This is a genomic window from Isoptericola aurantiacus (assembly GCF_044769875.1).
Classification (GTDB): Bacteria; Actinomycetota; Actinomycetes; order Actinomycetales; family Cellulomonadaceae; genus Isoptericola; species Isoptericola aurantiacus.
Genome location: NZ_JBJBAE010000001.1, coordinates 1371373 through 1393872 on the forward strand (window position 1 = coordinate 1371373; position 22500 = coordinate 1393872).

General features: G+C 70.0%; 19 protein-coding genes, 1 other RNA gene and 1 pseudogene. 17 read left to right on the forward strand and 4 right to left on the reverse strand.

Going from position 1 to position 22500, the window contains the following annotated elements; genetic code table 11:
* Positions 1-37: 37 nt before the first annotated feature.
* From ACIQLL_RS06165 to ACIQLL_RS06175, 3 genes are all read left to right on the forward strand, one after another.
* Positions 38-280, forward strand: a complete 243-nt coding sequence (locus tag ACIQLL_RS06165; protein ID WP_402464386.1) for a helix-turn-helix transcriptional regulator — start codon at positions 38-40, stop codon at positions 278-280.
* A 1098-nt stretch (positions 281-1378) separates the two neighbouring features.
* Positions 1379-1888 carry a helix-turn-helix domain-containing protein gene (locus tag ACIQLL_RS06170; protein ID WP_402464640.1) on the forward strand — a complete coding sequence of 170 codons (510 nt, stop codon included), beginning with the start codon at positions 1379-1381 and terminating at the stop codon, positions 1886-1888.
* A complete protein-coding gene (locus ACIQLL_RS06175) occupies positions 1888-2322 on the forward strand; it encodes a hypothetical protein (RefSeq protein WP_402464388.1) in 435 nt (144 codons plus the stop codon). Before ACIQLL_RS06170 ends, ACIQLL_RS06175 begins: the two co-directional genes overlap by 1 nt.
* Before the next feature lie 112 nt (positions 2323-2434).
* Here ACIQLL_RS06175 and ACIQLL_RS06180 read toward each other — a convergent pair whose 3' ends face one another.
* Positions 2435-2629: a hypothetical protein gene (locus tag ACIQLL_RS06180; protein ID WP_402464390.1), complete on the reverse strand. Its 195-nt coding sequence runs from the start codon at positions 2627-2629 to the stop codon at positions 2435-2437.
* Between the two features lie 418 nt (positions 2630-3047).
* Positions 3048-3650: a hypothetical protein gene (locus ACIQLL_RS06185; protein ID WP_402464391.1), complete on the reverse strand. Its 603-nt coding sequence runs from the start codon at positions 3648-3650 to the stop codon at positions 3048-3050.
* 410 nt (positions 3651-4060) lie between these two features.
* Between ACIQLL_RS06185 and ACIQLL_RS06190 the strand changes: the two genes are divergently transcribed.
* Positions 4061-4876: a TIR domain-containing protein gene (locus ACIQLL_RS06190; RefSeq protein WP_402464393.1), complete on the forward strand. Its 816-nt coding sequence runs from the start codon at positions 4061-4063 to the stop codon at positions 4874-4876.
* 222 nt (positions 4877-5098) lie between these two features.
* Here ACIQLL_RS06190 and ACIQLL_RS06195 read toward each other — a convergent pair whose 3' ends face one another.
* Positions 5099-6133 (reverse strand): hypothetical protein, encoded by a 1035-nt coding sequence (locus ACIQLL_RS06195; RefSeq protein WP_402464395.1) that lies wholly within the window; start codon positions 6131-6133, stop codon positions 5099-5101.
* An 862-nt stretch (positions 6134-6995) separates the two neighbouring features.
* On the opposite strand from ACIQLL_RS06195, the gene ACIQLL_RS06200 reads away from it, so the two are divergent.
* From ACIQLL_RS06200 to ACIQLL_RS06255, 12 genes and pseudogenes are all read left to right on the forward strand, one after another.
* Complete coding sequence (locus ACIQLL_RS06200) at positions 6996-7361, forward strand: ankyrin repeat domain-containing protein (RefSeq protein ID WP_402464397.1); 366 nt, start codon at positions 6996-6998, stop codon at positions 7359-7361.
* A gap of 22 nt (positions 7362-7383) precedes the next feature.
* Positions 7384-8493 (forward strand): peptide chain release factor 2, encoded by a 1110-nt coding sequence (prfB, locus tag ACIQLL_RS06205; protein ID WP_402464399.1) that lies wholly within the window; start codon positions 7384-7386, stop codon positions 8491-8493.
* Between the two features lie 186 nt (positions 8494-8679).
* Positions 8680-9357, forward strand: a pseudogene (ftsE, locus tag ACIQLL_RS06210) (cell division ATP-binding protein FtsE); the annotation flags it as partial.
* A gap of 243 nt (positions 9358-9600) precedes the next feature.
* Positions 9601-10512: a permease-like cell division protein FtsX gene (ftsX, locus tag ACIQLL_RS06215; RefSeq protein ID WP_402464401.1), complete on the forward strand. Its 912-nt coding sequence runs from the start codon at positions 9601-9603 to the stop codon at positions 10510-10512.
* Positions 10513-10526: 14 nt separating this feature from the next.
* Positions 10527-12029 (forward strand): peptidoglycan DD-metalloendopeptidase family protein, encoded by a 1503-nt coding sequence (locus ACIQLL_RS06220; RefSeq protein WP_402464642.1) that lies wholly within the window; start codon positions 10527-10529, stop codon positions 12027-12029.
* 99 nt (positions 12030-12128) lie between these two features.
* A complete protein-coding gene (smpB, locus tag ACIQLL_RS06225) occupies positions 12129-12635 on the forward strand; it encodes an SsrA-binding protein SmpB (RefSeq protein ID WP_402464403.1) in 507 nt (168 codons plus the stop codon).
* Positions 12636-12820: 185 nt separating this feature from the next.
* Positions 12821-13189: a transfer-messenger RNA gene (ssrA, locus tag ACIQLL_RS06230) on the forward strand.
* A gap of 240 nt (positions 13190-13429) precedes the next feature.
* Positions 13430-15154 carry a BCCT family transporter gene (locus ACIQLL_RS06235; RefSeq protein WP_402464405.1) on the forward strand — a complete coding sequence of 575 codons (1725 nt, stop codon included), beginning with the start codon at positions 13430-13432 and terminating at the stop codon, positions 15152-15154.
* 65 nt (positions 15155-15219) lie between these two features.
* On the forward strand, positions 15220-16974 hold the full coding sequence (locus ACIQLL_RS06240; protein WP_402464407.1) for a beta-N-acetylhexosaminidase: 1755 nt from the start codon (positions 15220-15222) through the stop codon (positions 16972-16974).
* A complete protein-coding gene (locus ACIQLL_RS06245; RefSeq protein ID WP_402464409.1) occupies positions 16971-18572 on the forward strand; it encodes an N-acyl-D-amino-acid deacylase family protein in 1602 nt (533 codons plus the stop codon). The genes ACIQLL_RS06240 and ACIQLL_RS06245 overlap by 4 nt, the downstream gene beginning before the upstream one ends.
* Positions 18569-19711, forward strand: coding sequence for an alanine racemase (locus tag ACIQLL_RS06250; RefSeq protein ID WP_402464411.1), 1143 nt, complete (start codon positions 18569-18571; stop codon positions 19709-19711). The genes ACIQLL_RS06245 and ACIQLL_RS06250 overlap by 4 nt, the downstream gene beginning before the upstream one ends.
* 8 nt (positions 19712-19719) lie before the next feature.
* Positions 19720-20124 carry a RidA family protein gene (locus tag ACIQLL_RS06255; protein ID WP_402464413.1) on the forward strand — a complete coding sequence of 135 codons (405 nt, stop codon included), beginning with the start codon at positions 19720-19722 and terminating at the stop codon, positions 20122-20124.
* An 11-nt stretch (positions 20125-20135) separates the two neighbouring features.
* Here ACIQLL_RS06255 and ACIQLL_RS06260 read toward each other — a convergent pair whose 3' ends face one another.
* The gene (locus ACIQLL_RS06260; protein WP_402464415.1) at positions 20136-21140 is read right to left on the reverse strand and encodes a DUF4349 domain-containing protein; all 1005 of its coding nucleotides are present in this window, start codon (positions 21138-21140) and stop codon (positions 20136-20138) included.
* Between the two features lie 189 nt (positions 21141-21329).
* On the opposite strand from ACIQLL_RS06260, the gene ACIQLL_RS06265 reads away from it, so the two are divergent.
* Positions 21330-22484 carry an ROK family transcriptional regulator gene (locus tag ACIQLL_RS06265; protein ID WP_402464417.1) on the forward strand — a complete coding sequence of 385 codons (1155 nt, stop codon included), beginning with the start codon at positions 21330-21332 and terminating at the stop codon, positions 22482-22484.
* Positions 22485-22500 lie beyond the last annotated feature (16 nt).

A 22500-nucleotide genomic window follows, 5' to 3' on the forward strand; every position in this document is an offset into this window, starting at 1 on the left:
ACGACGCGCGTCCCGGTCGTATTGGCAGACTGCTCCCGTGACGACGAAGCGGTTCCTCGACCTGAAGCAAGTGTCCGACGAGTTGGCGGTCACCAAGGCACAGGTCTATACGATCCTCAAGAACGGCGACCTGCCCGCGATCCAGGTCGGCCCGAAGCGAGTGTGGCGGATCGAGCGGGTCAAGCTCGAGGAGTACATCGAGCGCCAGTACGCCGCCACACGAGAGGCTGTCGAGGGCGGCGACGTCCAGGGCGAGATCCCTGAAGACACTGAGGACTGATGCCGTACCCGTCGCGGCCGGTGCTCGAGGTGCTGCCGCAGTTCCGGGGTGACCTCAAGAATGGGTACAGCCGGCGAGCTGACGGGACGCACTCACACTGCCGTTCGACGCAGTCTCGACCGGACGGCGTACCCCACGGCGGGGTAGGGGAGCGTGCTCGTTGCGCTAGGGTCCTAGCATGAGTTCGAACAAGCGTTCGACCGGTCGCTGAGGGATCGAGCGTGTGCCCATGCGGACTTCGCCTCCGAGGTACCTCCGGAGGCCCGCCGAGAGACTCCCAGTCGTCCTTCTGAGCCTGTACCCGTGACGGCATGGATCACGACGGGCGGGGGCGCGTTCCACGCTGACGGCGAAGCGATCGCGTGGACCCCGCGAGCCGTCTACGTACGCTACGCCGACCCGGCTGGGCGCGAGGGCGGCGATCTAGCGCTCCTGGCGACCGGCGAACCGATGCTGACCTGTGGACACGCATCGTCCGTCGCGCTCGATCGCGCTACGATGCCAAGACTCAGCGTCGAACATGGAGCGTGGTACATTCATGAGTGAACCATCCGCGATCGCGGAGTGTGAGTGCGGGCGCTGCGCGGAGGCGGATGGCCGATCTCGACGGATTGAAGATGCGTTCGACGGCGATGGAGGGCAACAGGCCTATGACTACCTGCGTTCTCTCGAAAATTCGAAGAATAAGCGGAAGCGTCAGCGGTACTCCGATCTCACCTACCGGTTCGCAGTGTACTCCCGCACCGGGGAGCTAGAAGTACCCCGCGAACTGCGAGCACTCAACGATTCGATTTCCGAGATTAAGACCTCGGAGGATCGAATGCTCTTTTTTCAGACCGTCGAGTGTGCACGCGAGAAGGGGATGACTGCTCGTCTGACTCACGGGTTCGAGAAGCGGCTCGGGAAAACTCGCGAAGGCAAAATACCTGCGGGCCAAATAAGGCACGCTGAATGGGTTCAAAAATCCGACATCGAATATTCACAATCCAAGGAGGGTTAGCGATGAGTTACGAAAGATTGGCGAGCACTGAAGAAGGCTCGCGCGCTCTCGCGAAATCCTCCTTGCGTAGCCGGATGCTCGGCATCTTGCACCGCGCTATGGATGAGAGCGATATCTCTCAGTCCGAGTTGGCCCGGCGTCTAGGCGTTCGGAAATCTGCCGTTCACCGCACTTTGAACGGGAACGGCAATCTGAGAGTGGACACAATCGCGGAAGCGCTCGCGGCTCTTGGCTATGAGTTGCATGTTAGTGCCTGTGATCGCGGCGAAATAATGTCCGCAATGAGTGACAATAGAGAGCCGCGATGCTATACGTGGTTGCCCGGGCAGGTCAGCCGTAGTCCGGAAACGCACGTGCCTGCATTCCATAGTCTTATGCACAGGGCAACTTACACAGTTGACGTCTTGGGTTCCACCGGCCCGAGCGAAGACGAAGTTGTAATGTTCTCGGTTTCAGATCCGCGCCACCACCTCTCAGGCCCCGCGGCCCTTAAGGTCACTGAGCCGGGCAAATCAGAACCTGTTGATTGGGCGAAGCCTCAAGAGCGTTCCGTGGTCGCTGGTCGGCCCGCTTTCGGGGCACGAAGCTTTACTCGGACAGTTGGCTGATGGCTACTGATATGCAACCGTCTGAAAGGCAGGACGTCTTCAAGCGCTTCGATCTGATCGAACTCTGCGGGCAGATGCAGACCAATAGGCGGACGAAGTCGTCGACTGTTGAGGTCCAGCTCGAGGGTCTTCGTCACGCGGATAACGACGATGCGCTAAACCTGCGAGCTGTCGCGACTATGAAGGGCGAGGATCCCGACACAGGGGAGGCCTTTGAGATCTACGAAGGTTCTGCTCAGTATTTCCTAATCGTCAATCCAAACGGTCGCGACCTCACAGACGACGAGTTGGTGGTGCTGGTTTGGCCGAGTCTGCGTACTGTGCTCACTAGCCACGCAAAGATGCTTGGAGCGCGGTCCTTCAAAGTTCCATTCGCCATCGAGCCCGAGGTTTCACCGGGTTCGGCAGATTCAGTGGCCGCGCCCGCCGAGTAATTGCGAGTCAGGCCGCCTGCCCGCTGACCAACTCGGGCACGGTCACCTCGAACTGGGCTGCGATGCCGGCGAGGAAGTCGGCCTTGAACGGCCTGACACGGACAGGCGCTGTCTATAGCCGCTCGTCGGGCAAGCTCGTCACCCACTCGACGAGTTCGTTGTGAAGTACGACTGGCCTGGTACCGATGTAGTGCGTGGCGAGGTCACCGTTGGCGATGGCCTCGCGGATCTTGGTTTCGCCGATGCCGACCACGAGTGCGGCGCGGGGGACAGAGTGACTCACGGGCTTGATGCGGTACTCGCTCACACTAGGGAGGGTCCCGAGTCCGCAGAAAGTCCGCAAGAGGGCCGGTACAGGCTGGATCTCGCCAGCATCGGCCAGCGCCAGAGCCGCTAGATTTTAACGGTTCTGGCGTTTGTCGTATGCAGCCGATCCTCGGGGGATAGTTCTGGATCAACAAGCCGGGTCCGGTTGACTAGGGACCGCCTGATACATTTTACCGCAATCGCGACAACTACCGCCTCCGGATGCTGCTCGCTGGCAGAGGACTCGCATTCTGATCCACACCAGATCGGCGAAGAGCCGGTATCGCTGGCGGTGCCGCTGGTGAACCTGTTCAGTTCCGGGCTCTTGGCACGTGACCGGAGTGGAGCCTCCGCTTGAGACCAGGATCGCTCGCGCAGGTTCGTCGGCGCCGATCCCACTGCCGGTGCGTCGACCGTTCTTACGTCTGCCGGCGCTTCCCGAAGAGAACTGTCGCTGAGATTCCGGCAGCTTCCTGGAAGGCCGCCGCGAGCATCCCGAATAAACCTTCCCGGAATCCGTCGGCCATACTTGCTTGGGCAAGTTCGATGTCGGTGTCAACGAGGGGTGTCATCGAAGGTCGATCAGGTTGCCCATCGACAAGACAGGTAAAGGAAATGCGCTGTTTCCTCGGGAGATGAAATGGTGCTATTACGACCTCGGTGCCCACTTCGTCAAGTTCAGGCCCGGACCCTTGCTCATCTAGCGCGACCACGACGCGGGAACCGATGTCGATCCGGGCCGGTAGCCCGTCGTGGAAGTTGGCAGAAGTAATGTCGCGGGGCCCAGTGTTGGTCAGTGAGATCGTAGCGAGCCACGGTTCTGCCAGGAGCACACCACGATGCGTGATGCTGACCCCAGCGGGGGTTCCAGCGTTGACCATTCGACTGACGTCGACGCGGTAGACGAGGCGGCCTCGCCGACTGCCCCACGCCCGCGCAGCCAGGATGGTCGCAAGGATCGCAACGGCTGCGAGCGCGATCCCGACGAAGGCCCACCCATCCCAGGCGAGGAAGTCTTTCATGCTGGCAGTATGCACGCATTCATCGTGCGGGTGCGCTATCTGGGGTCCTAGATCGGCAAACCCAGGCGGTCCCGTCCTCGTGTCCGAACACCATGCCGCGCGGGAGAGGCCGAAGCGCCGCTCGCCCCGGGCGTCGGGAATTGGGCGTCGGCGTGTGACGAATTCGGGCATCTCGGGCGCGCCTGCGCGCGCGGCAGGGCTCGAGGACCTGCTGAGTCAAGAACAGGTGCGCACTGCTGGCCCTGCCACGCCGAGCCGGAAACGCGCTCCTTCAGCGGTCCGGATGGCGACGAGGCATGGACCGCTCCGCCGTAGACCTGCGCGTGGGCCCGTTAACTCGGGATTCGCTAGGTCACACGCTCCCTTGGCGGTGGTCCTGTTCCTAAACCGTAGGCGACGACGGTGTGCCGGTGTCCGAGGCGATTGCTAGGCTCGATTGCATGGATGTTCCTCGGAAGCTCGCAGCGCTCGACGAGCAGATCGCAGCCGCAAGGAGTGGCGACCCCGTCGATTTCATCCGTTGGAGGACGAGCACCGAGATGGTGCTTCGGACGGTGATGGGCGAGGAGTCTCCTCACCTGGACCAGTTCAAGAGGGTTCGCTATAGCCCTCAGGTCTGGTCGCCTGGTATGGATACCAGCCGCTATCGCCCTGCTGGAGTGCGGAAAGGAGTCGCGATCCTGGAGGCAGCGAAGGGGGAACTGGAACTGCGAGCGGAGCTGGAGGACGTCGTCGTTCAGGGCGCTGAGACTCAGCATCAGAGGGAGGCCGCTGAAGAACGGGGCCGTGTCTTCATCGTCCACGGGCATGACGGCGAGCGGAAGCACGAGCTGGCGCGGCTCGTGCAGGCGCTGACCGGCACCGTCCCGGTCATCCTCCACGAGCAACCCAACGGCGGTAGGACTCTCCTGGAAAAGTTGGAGGGGTATGCCGCGTCCGTTGGGTTTGCGGTTGCTCTGCTTACCGCTGACGATGTTGGCAGGGCGAAGAATGCCAAGGAGGACTTGCCGCGCGCGCGACAGAACGTCTTGCTCGAGGCCGGGTACTTCGCGGGACGGCTCGGCCGTGCGCGCGTTGTCCTCCTGTATGAGAGGGGAGTTGAGTTGCCTAGCGACCTCCACGGCCTCGCTTACCTGTCCCTGGACGATGCCTGGAAGCAGAAGCTCGCTCATGAGATGGCGAGCCAGGGGATGCCTGTCGACTGGGCCGAGCTCGCAGGGCTCTAGGCGTCGATTCTCCGAAACGCCTCGTGGCGTCCTTAGGCACGAGCCTTCTGGTCAGAAGGCTTCGCGAACCTCGGTATGGCACAAGCGCGCAGGCAGCGGGGGAGGGGGGCTCGGCTCGATGAAGGGGCACCTGGCCGCCGGCGGACTCACCCCTGAACCCCCCTCAACTGCGAAGAGCCCCACATCCCGCACCTCGCTAACCGGCGAGCCACTGCCCCTACCCTAGAGACCGCCGCGTGGGTCGTCCGTTAGTGAGCCAGGGGGAAAAGCGATCCAATCAGGGGCAGTCGGGCCGATTCCGAATACTCGCCATCCTATCGTGGGAAGGAAGCAGAGTGTCAGAATCTTCGCATCTACGCTTCGGAATTCTCCGGTTTGAACTGGCACTCGCGCGTCGTCGTCGCGGATTAGTCGGGCCCATGCGACGAACGGTGCTGGGTACCATATGTGAGCGGCCAGTCCGTAGGCGGAAAGTTCCTCGCCCATTTCCGCGACTGCTGCGTCGGTCAAGACCTCCCAGCCGTTAGCGGTTGGAGAGAGGAGCGGTGCTATGTCCTCTACTGTAGGTTTTTTCCCTTTCGAGGTCAGGGCGTCCAGGAAGGCGAGGACAATGGGTAAAGGGTTGAAATGGTTGTCGAGCTCCCCAAGTTGCGCCTCGTTGCCGTCGGAGATGTCTCGGAATTCGATACGCTTGGATTTGCTTGCAACGCTAAGCTTTCCGTCGTATGCGCGATGCCAGCGCTCACCCTGACTGTCAGTGAAAAAAAGTTCGGTAGTGGGGTGCATCCCTAGTGTCGATGCAAGTCGCGCGTGGGCAAGCAGGCCAACCGTTATGTCCCACGTTCGTTTGTGGCCGGCTGGCAAGACTGGGATCGGGGCCGGAGCGGCCAGCGGGCCGATTGGCACGGGTGGGTCGGAAACGGCGACTATCACCCGAACGTTGAAGACTGGTTCCGCGCTCTGATTTGCGATCTGCAAACTGGCCCGCTGAATGTAATGACTAGCGTCATCGGACGGCTCGGGGTTCACGTCGACCGTGGAGGCCACGAGCGAGGCTACGGCGCGGCGTGCGTCGTCGGCCCGTGACTGACGCTCCAGTTTCAGTCCGCGCTCGGCGCGACGAGCGCGGACTGTCTCCACGACCGCAACTCCGACCGCAACTAGGACCGCGAGGAGCGTACCGAGCGATGCAGCGGCATCCCACCACGGTGCTCCGAAGAGAGTCAGTACGTCGTCGTTCTCGACCGATGCGATCACGCGCCTACGCTAGCCAATTCTCACGGAGAGGTGTCTTCGGCAGACCGCGTGAGGTGATCGGCGCGATGGCGCGTTGACCTGCGGGTTGGTCCCGGGAGTGGGCTCGGCAGCAGCAGGGTCTCAGGACCAGGATGCAAGTCGCCAAACACACATACCGGACGCCCGGGAGCCCGCCTGATCGCCGATCGTGCCACCCTCGACGTGCCCGCACACACCCTGGCCACCGTGGCGCGCTGGATCACCGCGCACCGCCGCGCCCGCGACATCCGCCCGTGGCACCGGGCTGCGACCGCCAGAGTCCAGGCGTTGCTGGTGCTGCGCTGGTTCAAGGAAGGCGCGCGCTGACCGGACTTCGGTCCATCGCCGAACGCGGCAACGCCCTGCTCAAGAAGACCTGGCCCGCCCTGCAGACGATCACCCTCGACCCCAAAACGCCTCACCCAGATCACGGCCGCCGACCTCGTCCTGCTCCACCTCCAGCGGGGAACCCAACGATCACACTGGTGAGAACACCTCTGTAAGCTGCCGATGAGAAGTTGTGCATGTCCCCTCCTTCCCCGGTCCCTTCGCCACCCCCAAGGTCGTTGAGTGAGCACCTGGCGGGACAACCGCCGTCGACGGCGCCCGGGCTGCGAGACGTGCAGGTGGTCGAGGCGGTCGCACCGGACGGACGCAGCGCGCGCGTGACCCTCGTCGCCCGGTCGCACCCGCCGTTGGTGCGGTGGTTCACCGACACCTTCGGCGGCGGGTTCACCGTGACCGCGACGGCTACCGCTCGGGCGGGGTAGCACGCGCCGGCCGGGGAGACAGGTCGCAGGGCCGCCGGGCCCGGCCGCCGGGCCGTGCGGGTAGGTTCGACGGCATGACCGACAAGCTCCCCGTCGACCTGGACCAGATGTTCGACCTCGCTCGCGCCGGCGAGCCCCTGCTGCTGGAGTTCGTCGACGCCGGTGTCCCGGCCGACCACGCCGACGCCCAGGGCAACACGCTGCTCATGCTGGCGGCCTACCACGGGCACGCCGACCTGGTGACGGGGCTGGCCGAGCGCGGTGCCGACGTCAACCGCCTCAACGAGCGGGGCCAGTCGCCCCTGGCCGGTGCCGTCTTCAAGGACTCGCCCGCCGTCATCGGCGCCCTGCTCGTGGCCGGTGCGGACCTCGACGCCGGCAGCCCCAGCGCGCGGGCCACCGCCCAGATGTTCGGTCGCACGCTGCCCGGCCAGTTCTGAGCGGCAGGTAGGCTAGAAGATTGTGGCAACCATCGACTTCCCCGCCGAGATCAAGGGGCTCCGCTCCACCCTCGATTCGATCGAGTCGGTGAGCGACCCCGCCGCGCTGGAGGCGAAGATCGCCCGGCTCTCCGAGGAGGCGTCCGCGCCCGGCCTCTGGGACGACCAGGACAACGCCCAGAAGGTCACCTCCGCCCTGTCCCACGCCCAGGACGAGCTGGGCCGGGTGCAGCGGTTCGCCCGCCGCATCGACGACGTCGAGACGCTCGTCGAGCTCGGCCAGGAGATGGACGACCCGGACTCGCTGACCGAGGCCGAGGCGGAGATCGAGGGGATCCGCAAGGAGCTGGCGGCGCTCGAGGTCCGCACGCTGCTCAGCGGCGAGTACGACGCCCGGGAGGCCGTCGTCACCGTCCGCGCCGGCGCCGGCGGCGTCGACGCCGCGGACTTCGCCGAGATGCTGATGCGCATGTACCTGCGCTGGGCCGAGCGGCACGGCTACCCGGCCAAGGTCATGGACACCTCCTACGCCGAGGAGGCCGGCCTGAAGTCGGCGACGTTCGAGGTCAACGCCCCCTACGCCTTCGGCAACCTGTCCGTCGAGGCCGGGACGCACCGTCTGGTGCGTATCTCGCCGTTCGACAACCAGGGCCGCCGGCAGACGTCGTTCGCCGCGGTCGAGGTCATCCCGCTCATCGAGCAGACCGACTCGATCGAGATCCCCGAGAACGAGCTCAAGATCGACGTCTTCCGCTCGTCGGGTCCCGGCGGGCAGTCGGTGAACACCACGGACTCCGCCGTCCGCATGACGCACCTCCCCACGGGCACCGTCGTGTCGATGCAGAACGAGAAGTCGCAGATCCAGAACCGCGCCGCTGCCCTGCGCGTCATGCAGTCGCGCCTGCTGCTGATCCGTCAGCAGGAGGAGGCCGCGAAGAAGAAGGAGCTCGCGGGCGACATCAAGGCGAGCTGGGGCGACCAGATGCGCTCCTACGTGCTGCACCCGTACCAGATGGTCAAGGACCTGCGCACCGAGCAGGAGTCCGGGAACACCCAGGCCGTGTTCGACGGCGCGATCGACGAGTTCATCGAGGCCGGCATCCGCTGGCGTCGCCAGGGCGACTCCGACTGAGTCGACCGCGCCGGCAGGCCTCGGCGCGGGGCTTTCCGGACATCCGCGACAGATTGCGCTGGGCAACAGGTTCGACCCCGCGCCCTCCCGGCGTGTCGCCCCGCGACGAGCCTGTGACGCCGTGCGACTCTCGGTGGGCAGGCGGGCATCCTCCGTCACCGGTGCCTGCCCGGGGGAGGTCATGTCGTGATCCGGTTCGAGAACGTCTCGAAGGTCTACGCCAGGGGGGCGCGACCTGCGCTCGACGAGGTCTCGGTGAACGTCGAGCGCGGCGAGTTCGTGTTCCTCGTCGGCGCCTCGGGCTCCGGCAAGTCGACGTTCCTGCGGCTCGTGCTGCGTGAGGAGCGGCCCACCGGCGGTCGCGTCTACGTGGCCGGCCGGGACCTGACCCGCCTGTCCGCCTGGCGTGTGCCCGCGCTGCGACGCGGCATCGGCATGGTCTTCCAGGACTTCCGCCTGCTGCCGAACAAGTCGGTGTACGAGAACGTCGCGTTCGCCCTGCAGGTCATCGGCCGGCCGCGCCACGTCATCCGCAGCACCGTGCCGGAGGTGCTCGAGTGGGTGGGCCTGGACGGCAAGGAGAAGCGCCGCCCTCACGAGCTCTCCGGCGGCGAGCAGCAGCGCGTCGCCATCGCCCGCGCGTTCGTCAACCGCCCGCAGATCCTGCTCGCCGACGAGCCCACCGGCAACCTCGACCCCACCACGTCGCTCGGCATCATGCGGCTGCTGGACCGCATCAACCGCACCGGCACCACGGTGGTCATGGCCACGCACGACGACGAGATCGTCAACGAGATGCGCCGTCGCGTCGTCGAGCTCTCCACCGGGCACGTCGTGCGCGACGAGGCCGACGCCGTCTACGGCCGCCGCGAGGAGATCCTGCCGTCCGTCGGACCCATGGCCGTGCTCGACGCCCCCGGACGAGGGGTACCCGCCCGCCGCATCACGGTCCGCCCGGAACCCGGCGACGTCGCTGCCGAACGGGCCGCGGCCGAGGCCGCCGAGAGCTCCGCCGCCGAGGACTTTGCCGAGGAGCCGACCTCCGCCCCCCTGGAACGCACCGACGTGATGTCCGGCGCGCCGTCGGGCGACGAGGAGGCCTGAGCCGTGCGCCTCCAGTTCGTCCTGACCGAGGTCCTCCACGGGCTGCGCCGCAATGCCACGATGGTCGTCTCGGTGGTTCTCGTGACGTTCGTGTCCCTGACCTTCGTCGGCGCCGCCGGGCTGCTGCAGGCCCAGGTCACCAAGCTCAAGGGCGACTGGTACGACCTCGTGGAGGTCTCGGTCTTCCTGTGCCCGGAGGGCTCCACGGTGCCGTCCTGCGCCGACGGCGAGGCCACGGAGGACCAGATCGCCGCCGTCGAGCAGGTCATCGACACCGAGCTCGGCGACGTGGTGTCCACCACCTACTTCGAGTCCACTCAGGAGGCGTTCGAGGCCTTCACCGACCGCTATCCCGACGGCTACCAGGGCACCCAGCTCACCGAGGACGACATGCAGGCGTCGTTCCGGCTCAAGCTCTCCGACCCCGAGCAGTACCAGGTGGTCGACGACGTGCTGTCCGGTCGCGCCGGCGTCGAGGTGGTCGAGGACCAGCGCGCCGCGTTCGAGCCCCTGTTCGTCGCGCTGAACCGCGCCTCGATCGTCGCCGTGGGCCTCGCCGGGGTCATGCTGCTCGCCGCGGCGCTCCTCATCACCACCACGATCCGGCTCTCCGCCGTGTCGAGACGCCGGGAAACAGGCATCATGCGTCTCGTGGGTGCCTCGTCCGTGTTCGTGCAGCTCCCCTTCATGCTGGAGGGTGCCATCGCCGCGCTCGTCGGGGCGGTGCTCGCCGTCGTCGGGCTGTGGCTGGCCGTGCAGTACCTCGTCGCCGACTGGCTCGCCCGGTCGGTCGACTGGGTCGACTACGTCACCACGGCCGACGTCCTGGCGATCGCGCCGCTGCTGCTCGTCGTCGCCGTGGCGCTCGCCGGGGTGTCCTCCGCCGTCACGCTCTACCGTTCCTCGAGGGTGTGATCGCCGTGGCCACCATGTCCCCGTCCGTCCCGCGCGCCGTCCGACTGCGCCGGTTGCTCGGCGCCGTCGTCGTGGGCCTGCTCGTCGTCGGACCGACGTCGCCCCCGGCGGCAGCCGACCAGCTCGACGACCAGCGTGCCGCCGCGGAGGCGAAGCAGCAGGAGAAGCGCGACGAGCGTCAGGACCTGCAGCACGAGCTGGAGGACACGAACGACAAGTTCGCGCAGGCGGTGCTGGACCTCAACGAGGTCGAGGGTCGTCTGCCGGTGGCCCAGGCCGAGCTGGCCGAGGCCCAGGCCGAGCTGGCCGAGGCGCGCCGCAAGGCCGAGGTGCTCGCCCAGCGGCTGGCCGACGCCCAGGACGAGGAGAAGAGCGTCGCGAAGCAGGTCGCCGAGGGTGAGGGCAAGGCCGACGAGGCCCGGGCGGACGTCGTGGCGATGGCCCGCGAGGCCTACCGGCGAGGCGACGACGTGACGACGCTCGGACTGGTCACGGGGGCGCAGTCCACCGAGGACTTCCTCGAGGACCTGGCGGTGACGTCCTCGGCGGCGCGCAGCAGCTCCCGCGCGGTGACCGATCTGCAGGAGGCCGAGACGGTCGCGCGCAACCAGGCCGCGCGCCTGCAGGCGATCCGCGAGACCATCGCCGACCTCAAGGCCGAGGCCGACGCGAACGTCGTCGTCGCCGAGAAGGCCGAGCAGGAGGCCGCCGACCGCAAGGCGGAGGTGGAACGCCTCATCGCCGAGCAGAAGCGTCTCAAGGCCTCGATCGCGGAGCAGCGGGACGAGACGATCGCCGAGCTCGAGGAGAACGAGGAGGAGCGGGCCACGCTCGAGGGCCAGCTCAAGAAGATCATCGCGAAGCAGGCCGAACGCGACCGGCGGCTCGAGGAGGAGCGCAAGCGGCGTGAGGCCGAGGAGGCCGCCCGGCTCAAGGCCGAGCAGGAGGCCGCGCAGCGCCGGGCCGAGGCGCAGGCCGAGAAGGATGCTGCGCAGGGTGGATCCGGTGGGGGCGGAGGCTCCGGCAGCAGCGGGTCCGGCTCCGGAGGCGGCTCGAGCTCCGGCGGCGGAGGCGGTTCGGGCGGCTCGTCGGGCGGCGGGTCCTCCACGTCCGGGCCGTTCCTGGGGTGGCCCACGAACTACCACGTCGTCACCAGCAGCTACGGCATGCGGTACCTGGAGATGTACGGCTACTGGCGCCTGCACGCCGGGACCGACATCCGCACCTACTGCGGCACGCCGATCTACGCGGCGCAGAGCGGGTACGTCGAGCAGGCGTACTACGGGTCGAACCCGGGCAACAACGTGCTGATCAACCACGGCACCCACAACGGTGACAACGTCATGTCGCGCTACCTGCACCTGTCCCGGGACACCGTCTACGTCGGCCAGAAGGTCTCGAAGGGCCAGATCATCGGGTACTCGGGCAGCACCGGCTCCTCCGGGGCCTGCCACCTGCACTTCGAGGTCTACGTCAACGGCAGCACGACCGACCCGATGGGCGGCTGGCTGAACTGAGTGGGCCTGCGCGGACGCCCTCGGCGAAATCGCCTGGACCGCCGACGTCGGCCACGTATCCTGGGACGTCGCGATCCCGCGCACCCGGAAGGAGGAGCCGTGTCCACCAAGGCCAAGGGCGCCAAGAAGAAGAAGCAGGACGCCGACCCGCGCCAGCTCGTGGCGAACAACAAGAAGGCACGCCACGACTACGTGATCGAGGACGTCCTGGAGGCCGGGCTCGTCCTGTCCGGGACGGAGGTCAAGGCGCTGCGGATGGGACGCGCCTCCTTGCTGGAGGCCTATGTCGCCGTCGACCACGACGAGGCATGGCTGGAGAACGCCCACATCCCGGAGTACTTCCAGGGCACGTGGAACAACCACCGGCCCCGACGCCGCCGCAAGCTGCTGCTGCACCGCGAGGAGATCGACCGGCTGGGGGTCAAGTCCCGCGAGAAGGGGCACACGATCGTCCCGCTCCGCCTGTACTTCCTGGACGGTCGCGCCAAGGTGGAGATCGCCCTGGCGCGAGGCAAGAAGGAGTTCGACAAGCGCCAGACCCTGCGCGAGAAGCAGGACATGCGTGAGGCGCAGCGCGCCATGCGCCGCCAGGAGCTGCTCGGCTGAGGCGTGACCGGGGTGCGACGCCGCGCTCGGTGTCGCCCCGCGACGGTCCCGTGCCGGCGGGTGCCCGGTGCGTCGGAAATATCCGTGCGGCCGACGTCGTTGATCCCGTAGGATGGAACGGTCCGGTCGCGAGGCGGTGCTCCCGTCGAGGGGTCGGGCAGCGCAGGACCTTTGACAACACCACAGGGGCTGATCGGTTTCGACGGTGGTCGTGATTCCAGGAGAAGCGGGCCGAGGATGCAGGCTCATCTCGTTAACGACTTGCCTGCAAACCTATAGGTGCCGATAACAAGCGCACCGACTTCGCCCTCGCCGCCTGAGCGAGCCTCGAAGTCCGTGAGCCCGGGATTGCTCTCGACCCGGTAGCTCACGTCATCTAGAGAGCCACTGCTCGCAGTCCTCGTCGCCGGGACTGCGGGGACTCTCAGGCGACTGAGCCCGTCCGCACCTCGTCTGCATGAGTGCGGGGGCTGAGAAAAGCGCAGCAGACTGCGCCCGGAGAAGTCCTGGAACAGCGTCACCGGACCCGGGTTCGATTCCCGGCAGCTCCACCTGTGTCAAGGCCCGGACGGCTTCCGCCGTCCGGGCCTTCGTCGTGCCCGGACGTTCGCCCTGGCGCCCGGGCTCCCGGGCCGGGACGTGCGCCGGGGACCCGAGCCTCCTCCGTGACGGCTCGGGATGCGACGCGCGGAGAACTTGCGAATGCTGGACATCCGGGCCGGTACTGGCGATCGTGGAACACCTGGCTCGAAGACGCGTCACGACCGGTTGCTACAGCGAAGAGGGGTTCTGCCATGGCCGACCGAGGACTGGATGCCCTGGCGAAACGCCTGGGACTACGGACCGACCCGACGATCTTCTTCGTCTCCGCCGGGCTCATGGTGCTCTTCCTCATCATGCTGCTGATCTTCCCGACGCCGATCGGGTCGGCGTTCGGCAACGCGCGGGAGTGGATCGTCACCAACCTGGGGTGGTTCTTCATCATCGGGGTGACGATCTGGCTGGTGTTCCTGATCTGGGTCGCGCTGAGCCGTTACGGGCACCTCCGGCTCGGGCCCGACGACGCCCGCCCCGAGTACGGGAACCTGTCGTGGTTCGCCATGCTGTTCGCGGGCGGTATCGGCACGGTGCTGATGTTCTGGGGCGTGGCCGAGCCGATCTCGCACTTCGGTTCGCCCCCGTTCGCCGGGGTGGAGCCCTATTCCGCCCAGGCGGCCGAGGACGCGATGTCCGTCTCCCTGTACGACCTGGGCCTGCACACCTGGACGATCTTCACGCTGCCCGGGCTCGCCTTCGGGTACTTCGTCTACCGGCACGACCTCCCGCTGCGCGTGAGCTCGGTGTTCTACCCCTTCCTCAAGGAGCGCATCTACGGTCCGATCGGCAAGACGATCGACATCTTCGCGGTGCTCGGCACGCTCTTCGGGCTGGCCGTCTCGCTCGGCCTGGGCACCTCGCAGATCGGTGCCGGCATCAACCACCTCCTGCCCGACGTCGAGAACAGCACGCTGCTGCAGGTCGGCATCATCACCGTGCTCACCGCCGTGGCGGTCACCTCGATCGTCGCGGGCCTGGACAAGGGCGTGAAGCGGCTGTCGAACATCAACATCCTCATGGCCGTCGGCCTGATGATCTTCATCCTCATCTCCGGCGACACGGTGTTCCTCCTGCGCCAGATCCCGCAGAGCATCGGCGTCTACCTGCAGGACCTGACCGGCCTGGCCTTCTGGAACGACGCGATGTCGCCGTTCACCAAGGACGGCGGCTGGGGCTGGCAGGGTGACTGGACGGTCTTCTACTGGGCCTGGACGGTGACGTGGGCCCCGTTCATGGGCGTGTTCCTGGCCCGGATCTCCAAGGGCCGCACCATCCGCCAGTTCGTCGGCGGCGTGCTCCTCGCGCCGACGCTGTTCACGGTCGTGTGGTTCGTCGTCTTCGGGTGGTCGGCGATGGAGCTCGACGGCATCGGCGGGTCGGGCGGCGTGATCTCCGAGGCGGTGTCGCAGGACGTCGCCCTGGCGATGTTCACCTTCTTCGAGCAGTTCCCGGCCGCCACGCTGGTCTCCGGGATCGCCGTGGTGGTCGTCGCCCTGTTCTTCGCCACCTCGTCCGACTCGGCGTCGTTGGTGGTCGACATGCTCTGCGTGGGGACGGCCGACGCCGGTCCCGTGCGCCAGCGGGTCTTCTGGGGGGTGAGCGAGGGCGCCCTGGCCGCGTCGCTGATCATCCTCGGCGGGGTCACCGGCGCGAAGGGGCTCGAGGCGTTGCAGCAGGTGATCACCGTGATCGGGCTGCCGATCTTCATCCTCGTGTTCATCATGATGCTCAGCATGATCAAGGCGATGTCCACGGAACGGCGGGCGGCGATCGAGGCCCAGTTCGCCGGCGTGCTCGCCAAACGGGACCGTGCCGAACGGCGGGGCCGACCGAAGGTGGCGGGCCGGGGCCGGAACCGGGAGGCCGACGAGGAGCCGCTGGTCCCGGTCGAGGAGTCCGACTCCACCACCGGCACCGCCTGAGCTCGCCCGGAGCCGGGGGAGCGGGATTGTGAGGATTGCTTCCCAATGGCCGTTAGGGTGACGGTGTGCCGCACGACACACCGTCGACGCCGACGGACCTCACCGTTCCCGCTCCCTCGGCCGCCACGCTCCGCGCGGGGCAGGTCCGGATCCTCCACGGCGCCCGGGTGGCGTCCCACCCCGACCTGCGGCCCGCCGCCCGGTGGTGGCGGCGTGTCACCGAGGAGGCGTTCGGCCTCGACCTCCTGGCCGTGGACGCGGATGCCGCGCGCGGCGCGCAGGTCCGCCTCGACCTGGACGCCGCGCTGCCCGCCGGCGGGTACCGCCTCACCGTCGGTGACGGCGTCGTGCACGTCGCGGCCGCCGACCTGCCCGGCGCGCACGCCGCCGTCCAGACCCTGCGCCAGCTGGCCGGCGCCCAGGCCTTCCGCCGGGCCGGCGTGCCCGGTGTGCCGCTGGTGCTGCCGCACCTGACGCTGTCCGACGCCCCGGCCCACGGCTGGCGCGGGGTGCTGCTGGACGTGGCCCGGCACTTCCTGCCGAAGGCCGACGTGCTCCGGTTCGTGGACCTGGCCGCCGCGCACCACCTCGACGTCCTGCAGCTCCACCTCACCGACGACCAGGGCTGGCGCATGGAGTCGAGCCGGTACCCGCGCCTGCACGAGGTCGGCTCGTGGCGAGCGGGGTCGACGGTGGGCACCTGGCGCACCGGGACGTCCGACGACCGTCCCCACGGCGGCTGGTACACCCACGAGGACCTGCGGGAGATCGTCGCGTACGCCCGCGACCGGGGCCTGACGGTGGTCCCCGAGATCGACGTGCCGGGTCACGTGCAGGCCGTGCTGGCGGCCTACCCGCACCTGGCGGCGCGCGCGGGGGAGCACCACGTCTCGACCACCTGGGGCATCAGTGACGACGTGCTCGACCCCTCGCCGGAGGCGGTCGCCTTCTTCACAGCCGTCCTGGACGAGGTCTGCGACGTCTTCGACGCCCCGTTCGTGGCGCTCGGCGGCGACGAGGTGCCCACCACCGCCTGGCAGGAGCGCGCGGACATCGTGCGGCGGGCGGCCGGCCTGGGCCTGACGCACGCCGACGGCACCGGGGACGTGGCCCGCCTGCACGGCTGGTTCCTCGCCCGGCTCGCCGACCACCTGCGCGCCCGCGGCCGCCGCGCCGTCGTCTGGGACGAGGCGTTCGGCTCCGACCTGCCGGCCGACGCCGTCGTGCTCTGCTGGCGCGGGCACACCGTCGCGCTGGACGCGATGGCGGCCGGGCACGACGTCGTCCTGGCGCCCGAGCAGGAGGTCTACCTGGACCATCGCGCCGCCGACGGCGTCGACGAGCCCGTGCCGGTGGGGTTCGTGCGCACCACCGCCGACGTCTTCGCGTTCGAGCCGCTGCCTGCCGCCGTCCGGCCCGCCCGCCCGGAGCTGCCCGCCGACCTCCCCGGCCGGCTGCTCGGCGCCCAGGCGCAGGTGTGGACCGAGCACCTCGACTCGGCGCGCCGCGTCGACTACGCAGCCTTCCCCCGGTTGGCGGCGTTCGCCGAGGCCGTCTGGACCACGGACCCGGCATCCCGTGCCCCGGGCGGCCCCGCGTCCGCCGCGTTCCTCGAGCGGCTCGAGCGGGCGCACCTGCCGCGCCTGGCCGCCGCCGGGGTCGAGTTCCGGCCCCCGGACGGCCCGCACCCGTGGCAGCGGCGCCCGGGGGTGGCGGGTCACCCCCGGGACCTGGCGGCGGAACGCGCCGCCGCGGGGTGGGACGGCCTCGGGGGCTGGACGCCCGACCGTGCGGGCGCGGAACCGGAGGCCGCCCCGTGACCCGGCGCGGCGTCGACGTCGTGCGGGGCGTCCTGCTCCCGCTGCCTGACGGCGGCCTCTCCGCCCCGCACGACCTGCACCTGGCCGCGGGCCGGGTCCGCGACGTGGCGCCGTCGTCGGGCGCTCCCGAGGGGCGCGTGCTGGACGGCGGCGGCCGGGTGGCGCTGCCCGGGTTCGTCGACGCCCACGTCCACGCGGGGGGCGCGGTGCTCGACCCCGCGGTGCAGCTGGCCCTGCTGCGTCAGGGCGTCACCGCGATCGTCACCGGGGCGGACGGGGTCGGCTACGCCCCGTCGGACCGGGCGGCCTACGACTGGGCGTGCGGCTACTTCGCGGGGATCGACGGGGACCACCCGCGGTTCTCGGGCGGGAGCACGGCCGACCTGCTCGCCACCTACGACGGCGCCGCAGCGGTCAACGTGGCCACGCTGGTGCCGCACGGCACGCTGCGCCGGCTCGTGGTCGGCACCGCGCAGCGCCCGGCGACCGACGCCGAGACCGCGCGGCTCGTGGCGCTCGCCCGGCAGGCGTTCGCGGACGGCGCCGTCGGTCTGTCCACCGGGCTGGAGTACGTGCCGGCGGCGTGGGCCGCCGAGCCCGAGCTGGTGGCCCTCACGTCGGTGGCCGCCGAGCACGGCCTGCCGCACGTGTCGCACATGCGCGGGTACGAGGCGGACGCCGTCCCGGCGCTGACCGAGCTGGTCCGCCTGGCGGCCGCCTCCGGCGCGGCGACGCACGTGTCCCACCTGCACGGCCCGGCCGCGCAGATCACCGCCGTCCTCGACGACGCCCGGGCCGCCGGCCACGACGTCACCTTCGACTCCTACCCGTACCTGCGCGGCTGCTCCCTCCTGGCGATGGTGGCGCTGCCCACCTGGCTCCCGCTCGCGGACCCGGACGCGACGATCGCGGCGCTGGACGCGCCGTCGTCCGCCCGGCGGCTGCGCGCCCACCTGGCCGGCCTGGCGGACCTCTGGCCGCGCGTCACCCTGGCCTGGGTGCCCGGCCTGGAGGCCGACGACGGCGAGGTGGCCGGCCGGCGTCTCGAGGAGATCGCCGCGCGGTGGCGGGTGCCGTCCGCCGAGGCGGCCCTGCGGATCCTGCGTGCCTCGCGCCTGCGGGCGTCCTGCGTGTTCGACCAGCCGCCGACGAGCGGTGCCCCGGACGTCCGGACGCTGGCGAACCACCCTGCGCACCTGGCCGGCTCCGACGCGATCTACCAGCCGGTGGGGCCGGACACCGCGACCGGCCGCCCGCACCCGCGCGGCTGGGGCGCCTTTGCCCGGTGCCTGGCCGAGCACGTGCGGGCCGCGGGGGACTGGACGTGGCACGACGCCGTGCAGCACCTCTCGGCCCGCGCCGCGCGCCGCTTCCGGCTGGCCGACCGCGGGCGGCTCGACGCCAGGGCGGTCGCCGACGTCGTCCTGCTCGACCCGGACACGGTGGCCGACCGCGCCACGTATGCCACCCCGCGCACGCCGGCCGACGGGATCGACGACGTCCTGGTGGCCGGTGTCCCCGTGCTCGCGGCCGGCGAGCTCACCGGCGCCCGGCCCGGCCGGGCGCTGCGCCCCACGCACCGCGACGGAGGATCATGAGGATCGACGACCCCGGCCTGACCTGGCCGCTGCTCACGCTCGACGACGCCGCCGTGCGCCACAACGTCGCGACCGTCGCGGCCGTCGTGGCTGCCCACGGCGCCGAGCACGCCCCGCACGTGAAGACCCACATGTCTCCCGGGCTGTGGGAGCGGCAGCGGGACGCGGGGGCCTGGGGCGCGACGGTGGCCACGCCGGCGCAGCTGCGCACCGCCGTCGGGTGGGGAGCTGCGCGCTTGCTCCTCGCCAACGAGCTGGTGGACCCGCGCGACGCCGCGTGGCTGCGCGGCACCCTCGACGCCGGTGAGGTGGGCGAGGTCTGGGTCTACGTCGACTCCGACCGCGGCGTCGAGGTGCTGCGCGCGGCGTTCGACGGGGCCGCGCACCACCGGCTCGGTGTTCTCGTCGAGCTCGGCGTGCCCGGCGGGCGCACAGGGGTACGGCGGGTGGACGAGGTGGGCCGGCTCGCCCGGGCCGTGACGGGCGCCGGGCTGCGGCTCGTCGGCGTCGCCGGGTACGAGGGACCGGTCGCGCACTCCACCGACTCCGCCGCCCGCGTGGCCGTCGCGCGCTGGTGCGACCGGCTGCGGGAGGCGGGGCACGCCGTCGCGGACCTGGTCGACGGACCGGTGGTGCTGTCCGCCGGCGGGAGCGCCTTCGCCGACGTCGTGCTGCGCGAGCTCACCGCCGCGCCCGGAGCCCGCGTCGTGGTCCGCTCCGGCGCCTACGTGACCCACGACCACGGGCACTACCGCCGCGCCGACCCCTGGACGCGCCTCGGTGCCGCACCGCTGCGACCGGCGATCACCGTCCACGCGGCCGTGCTCTCCGCTCCCGAGCCCGGTCTGGCGGTCTGCGGCCTGGGGCGTCGCGACGTGTCCTTCGACCTGGACCTGCCCGTGCCGCTGACCGTCCGCCCTCTCGACGCCGCGGGCCGGCTCGGGCCGGCCCGCCCTGCCGACGCCGTCGTCACCGCCCTGGACGACCAGCACGCCTACCTGCGCACCGAGCGGCCGCTCGCGCCGGGTGAGGTCGTGGCGTTCGGCGTCTCGCACCCGTGCACCACCCTCGACAAGTACCGCACCGGGCTGCTCACCGACGGCGACGTCGTCGTGGGCAACCTGACCTTCGATCTGTGAGGACCCCGATGACCAGGACAGCGATCAGCACCCCCGACGCCCCGGCCCCCGCGCACACCTTCGGGCAGGGGGTGCGCCAGGGGCCCTTCGTGCAGGTCTCCGGGCAGGGGCCGGTGGACCCGGCCACCGGGGAGTACCTGCACCCGGGCGACGTCACCGCCCAGACCACGCGGACGCTGCAGAACGTGCGGGCGATCGTCGAGGCCGCCGGGGCGCGGTTCGACGACGTGGTGATGCTGCGGGTCTACCTGACGCAGCGCGAGGACTTCGCCGCGATGAACGACGCCTACGGTGCGTTCGTCGCCGAGCACTGCCCCTCGGGCGTGCTGCCGAGCCGGACCACGGTGATGGTCGGGCTGCCACGGCCGGAGATGCTGGTGGAGATCGACGCCTTCGCGATCGTCGAAGGCTGACCGCAGGCCCGTCAGCCCATCAGCGCGGGTTCCCTCTCGGCGCCCCGGGCCGGGGGAGCGGGCGGTCCGTCCGGTCCGTCGCCGCGGCCGTCGTCGTCCCCGTCGGAGCCCTCCGCACCCGACGCTCCCGCACCGCTGCGGCGGCGCCGTCGGAGCCACCGGACGACGAGGTAGGCGACGGCGGCGAGGGCGAGCCACGGCAGGAGCACGCCGAGCACGAGCACGAGGGTCTGCACGGTGGCGGACAGGGCGCTCCACCCGGTGGCGAGGCCGTCGAGGAATCCGCTGGACGGGGCGGTCACCGGCGCGGTCTCGGGCGTGATGTCGACGTGGATCGTGGACATGGCGACCTGGTCGCTGAGGGCCTCGCGCTGGGCGACGAGCGAGTCGAGCTCCGCCTGCCGGTCCGCGAGCTCGCGCTCCACCTGGAGCAGGTCCTCGGTCGAGCCCGCCGAGGCGAGGAGCTCGGTGAGCCGGTCGGTCGAGGTGGTGAGCGCCGAGATGCGGGCGTCGAGGTTCTGCCCCTGGCTGGTGACGTCGTCCTTGGAGATCTCGACCCGCTGGACGGTCGCGAGGTCGCCGAGGGCATCGACGGCGTTCGTGGTCCGGTCCGCCGGGATGCGCACGATCGCCGAGGCGGCGCCGGGGTCGTCGTCGGTGCCGGGGGTCTCGGTGAGCTGCTCGACGCGGCCGCCGACCTGCTCCACCATCCGCACGAGCTCGGTCGCCGTGCCGGCCGGGTCCGCGGAGGTGAGCTCGACGTAGCCGGTCACGACGACCTCGCGGTCGACGACGGCGGTCGGTTCGTCCACCACCGCGCCGTCGCCGCCGGCCTCCTCGGTCAGCGGCGCGCCCTCGTCCGCGGCTCCGTCCGCAGCCGGGTCGGCGGCGCCCGCGGAGGACATGTCGGCCTCACCGGAGGCGCCATCGTCCGCGGAGCACGCGGCCAGGCCCAGGGTGAGGACGAGGGCGGCGGTGGCGGTCGCTGCGCGTCGGAGCAGGGAGCGGTGCGGCATGGATCCGACTGTAGAGCCCTGACCTGCCCCGATGCGGGCCGAGCGCGGGATCGTGATGCGACCGTGGCGAGACCGTGACCTGGCGGGCCCGCCGCGGGCGCGCGGCCGGGCGACGACGGGATAACGATGAGATAACGAAGGATGACGAACGATAGACAGGGAGTCTGTAAGGACGCTCTACTAACAAACATGACCACGACGACGACGCGCACCAGCCGACGGGGACTGGGTGGCGGTCTGCGAGCCACCTCCAAGGTGCTTCCCGAGCACGCTCGGGCGCACAACCGGTCACTGGTCCTGCAGCACCTCTTCCACGAGGGTCCCACCTCCCGCGCCGGCCTGGCACGGGCCACCGGCCTCACCCGGGTCACCGTCTCCGACCTCGTCGGTGTCCTCCTGGCCGAGGGGCTCGTCGAGGAGCTCGGCACCCAGCCCGGCCGCCGGGTCGGCAAGCCGGCGATCCTCGTGGGGATGCGTACCGACGCCTACCAGATCGTGGCGCTCGACCTGTCCGACGACGCCGTGCTGCGCGGCGCCGTCCTCACGCTCACCGGGGAGGCCGTCGAGCGCCAGTCGCTCGAGGCGGCCGGTCGTCGGGGCGACGACCTCGTCGACCTCATCACCCGGTTCGCGCGGCGCCTCGTGGCGTCGGCCACCCGCCCGGTCATCGGCGTGGGCGTCGGCTCGCCCGGCGTCGTCGACCCCTCCGGCCGGGTCGTGGAGGCCCCCAACGTCGAGTGGTCCGAGCTGCCGCTCGCCGCGACCCTCACCGACCGCCTCGGCCTGCCCGTCCACGTCGCCAACGACGCCAACTCCGCGGCCCTGGCCGAGTACACCTACGGCGGGGCGAACGGCTCCATGCTGGTGCTCACGGTCGGGCAGGGAGTCGGCGCCGGCGTCATGGTCGACGGCGCCCGCGTCCACGGCGCGGGCGACGCCGCCGGCGAGCTCGGCCACGTCACCGCGGTCGACGCCGGTGGCGAGCTCTGCGCCTGCGGCCGCCGCGGGTGCCTCGAGACCGTGCTGTCCGCACCCGCGCTGCGCCGCGCCGTCGACGGGCTCGACGGCCCCGAGGCCGACGCCGCGCTGGCCGAGGTCGGCCGGACGCTCGGCAAGACGCTCGCCCCCGTGGTGAGCGCCCTCAACCTCGGCGAGGTCATCCTCGCCGGACCCGCCGACCTGCTCGGCGGACCGCTGCGCGAGGCGGCCCTCGCGACCGTCGTCGAACGCACCATGCCGGCCACCTCGGCCGGCCTGGACCTGCGCATGGCCTCCCTGGACGACGACGTCGTCCTGGCCGGGGCGGCCGTGCTGGTCCTCGGCGCGCAGCTCGGCGTCTCCTGACCCACCACCTGTTCCC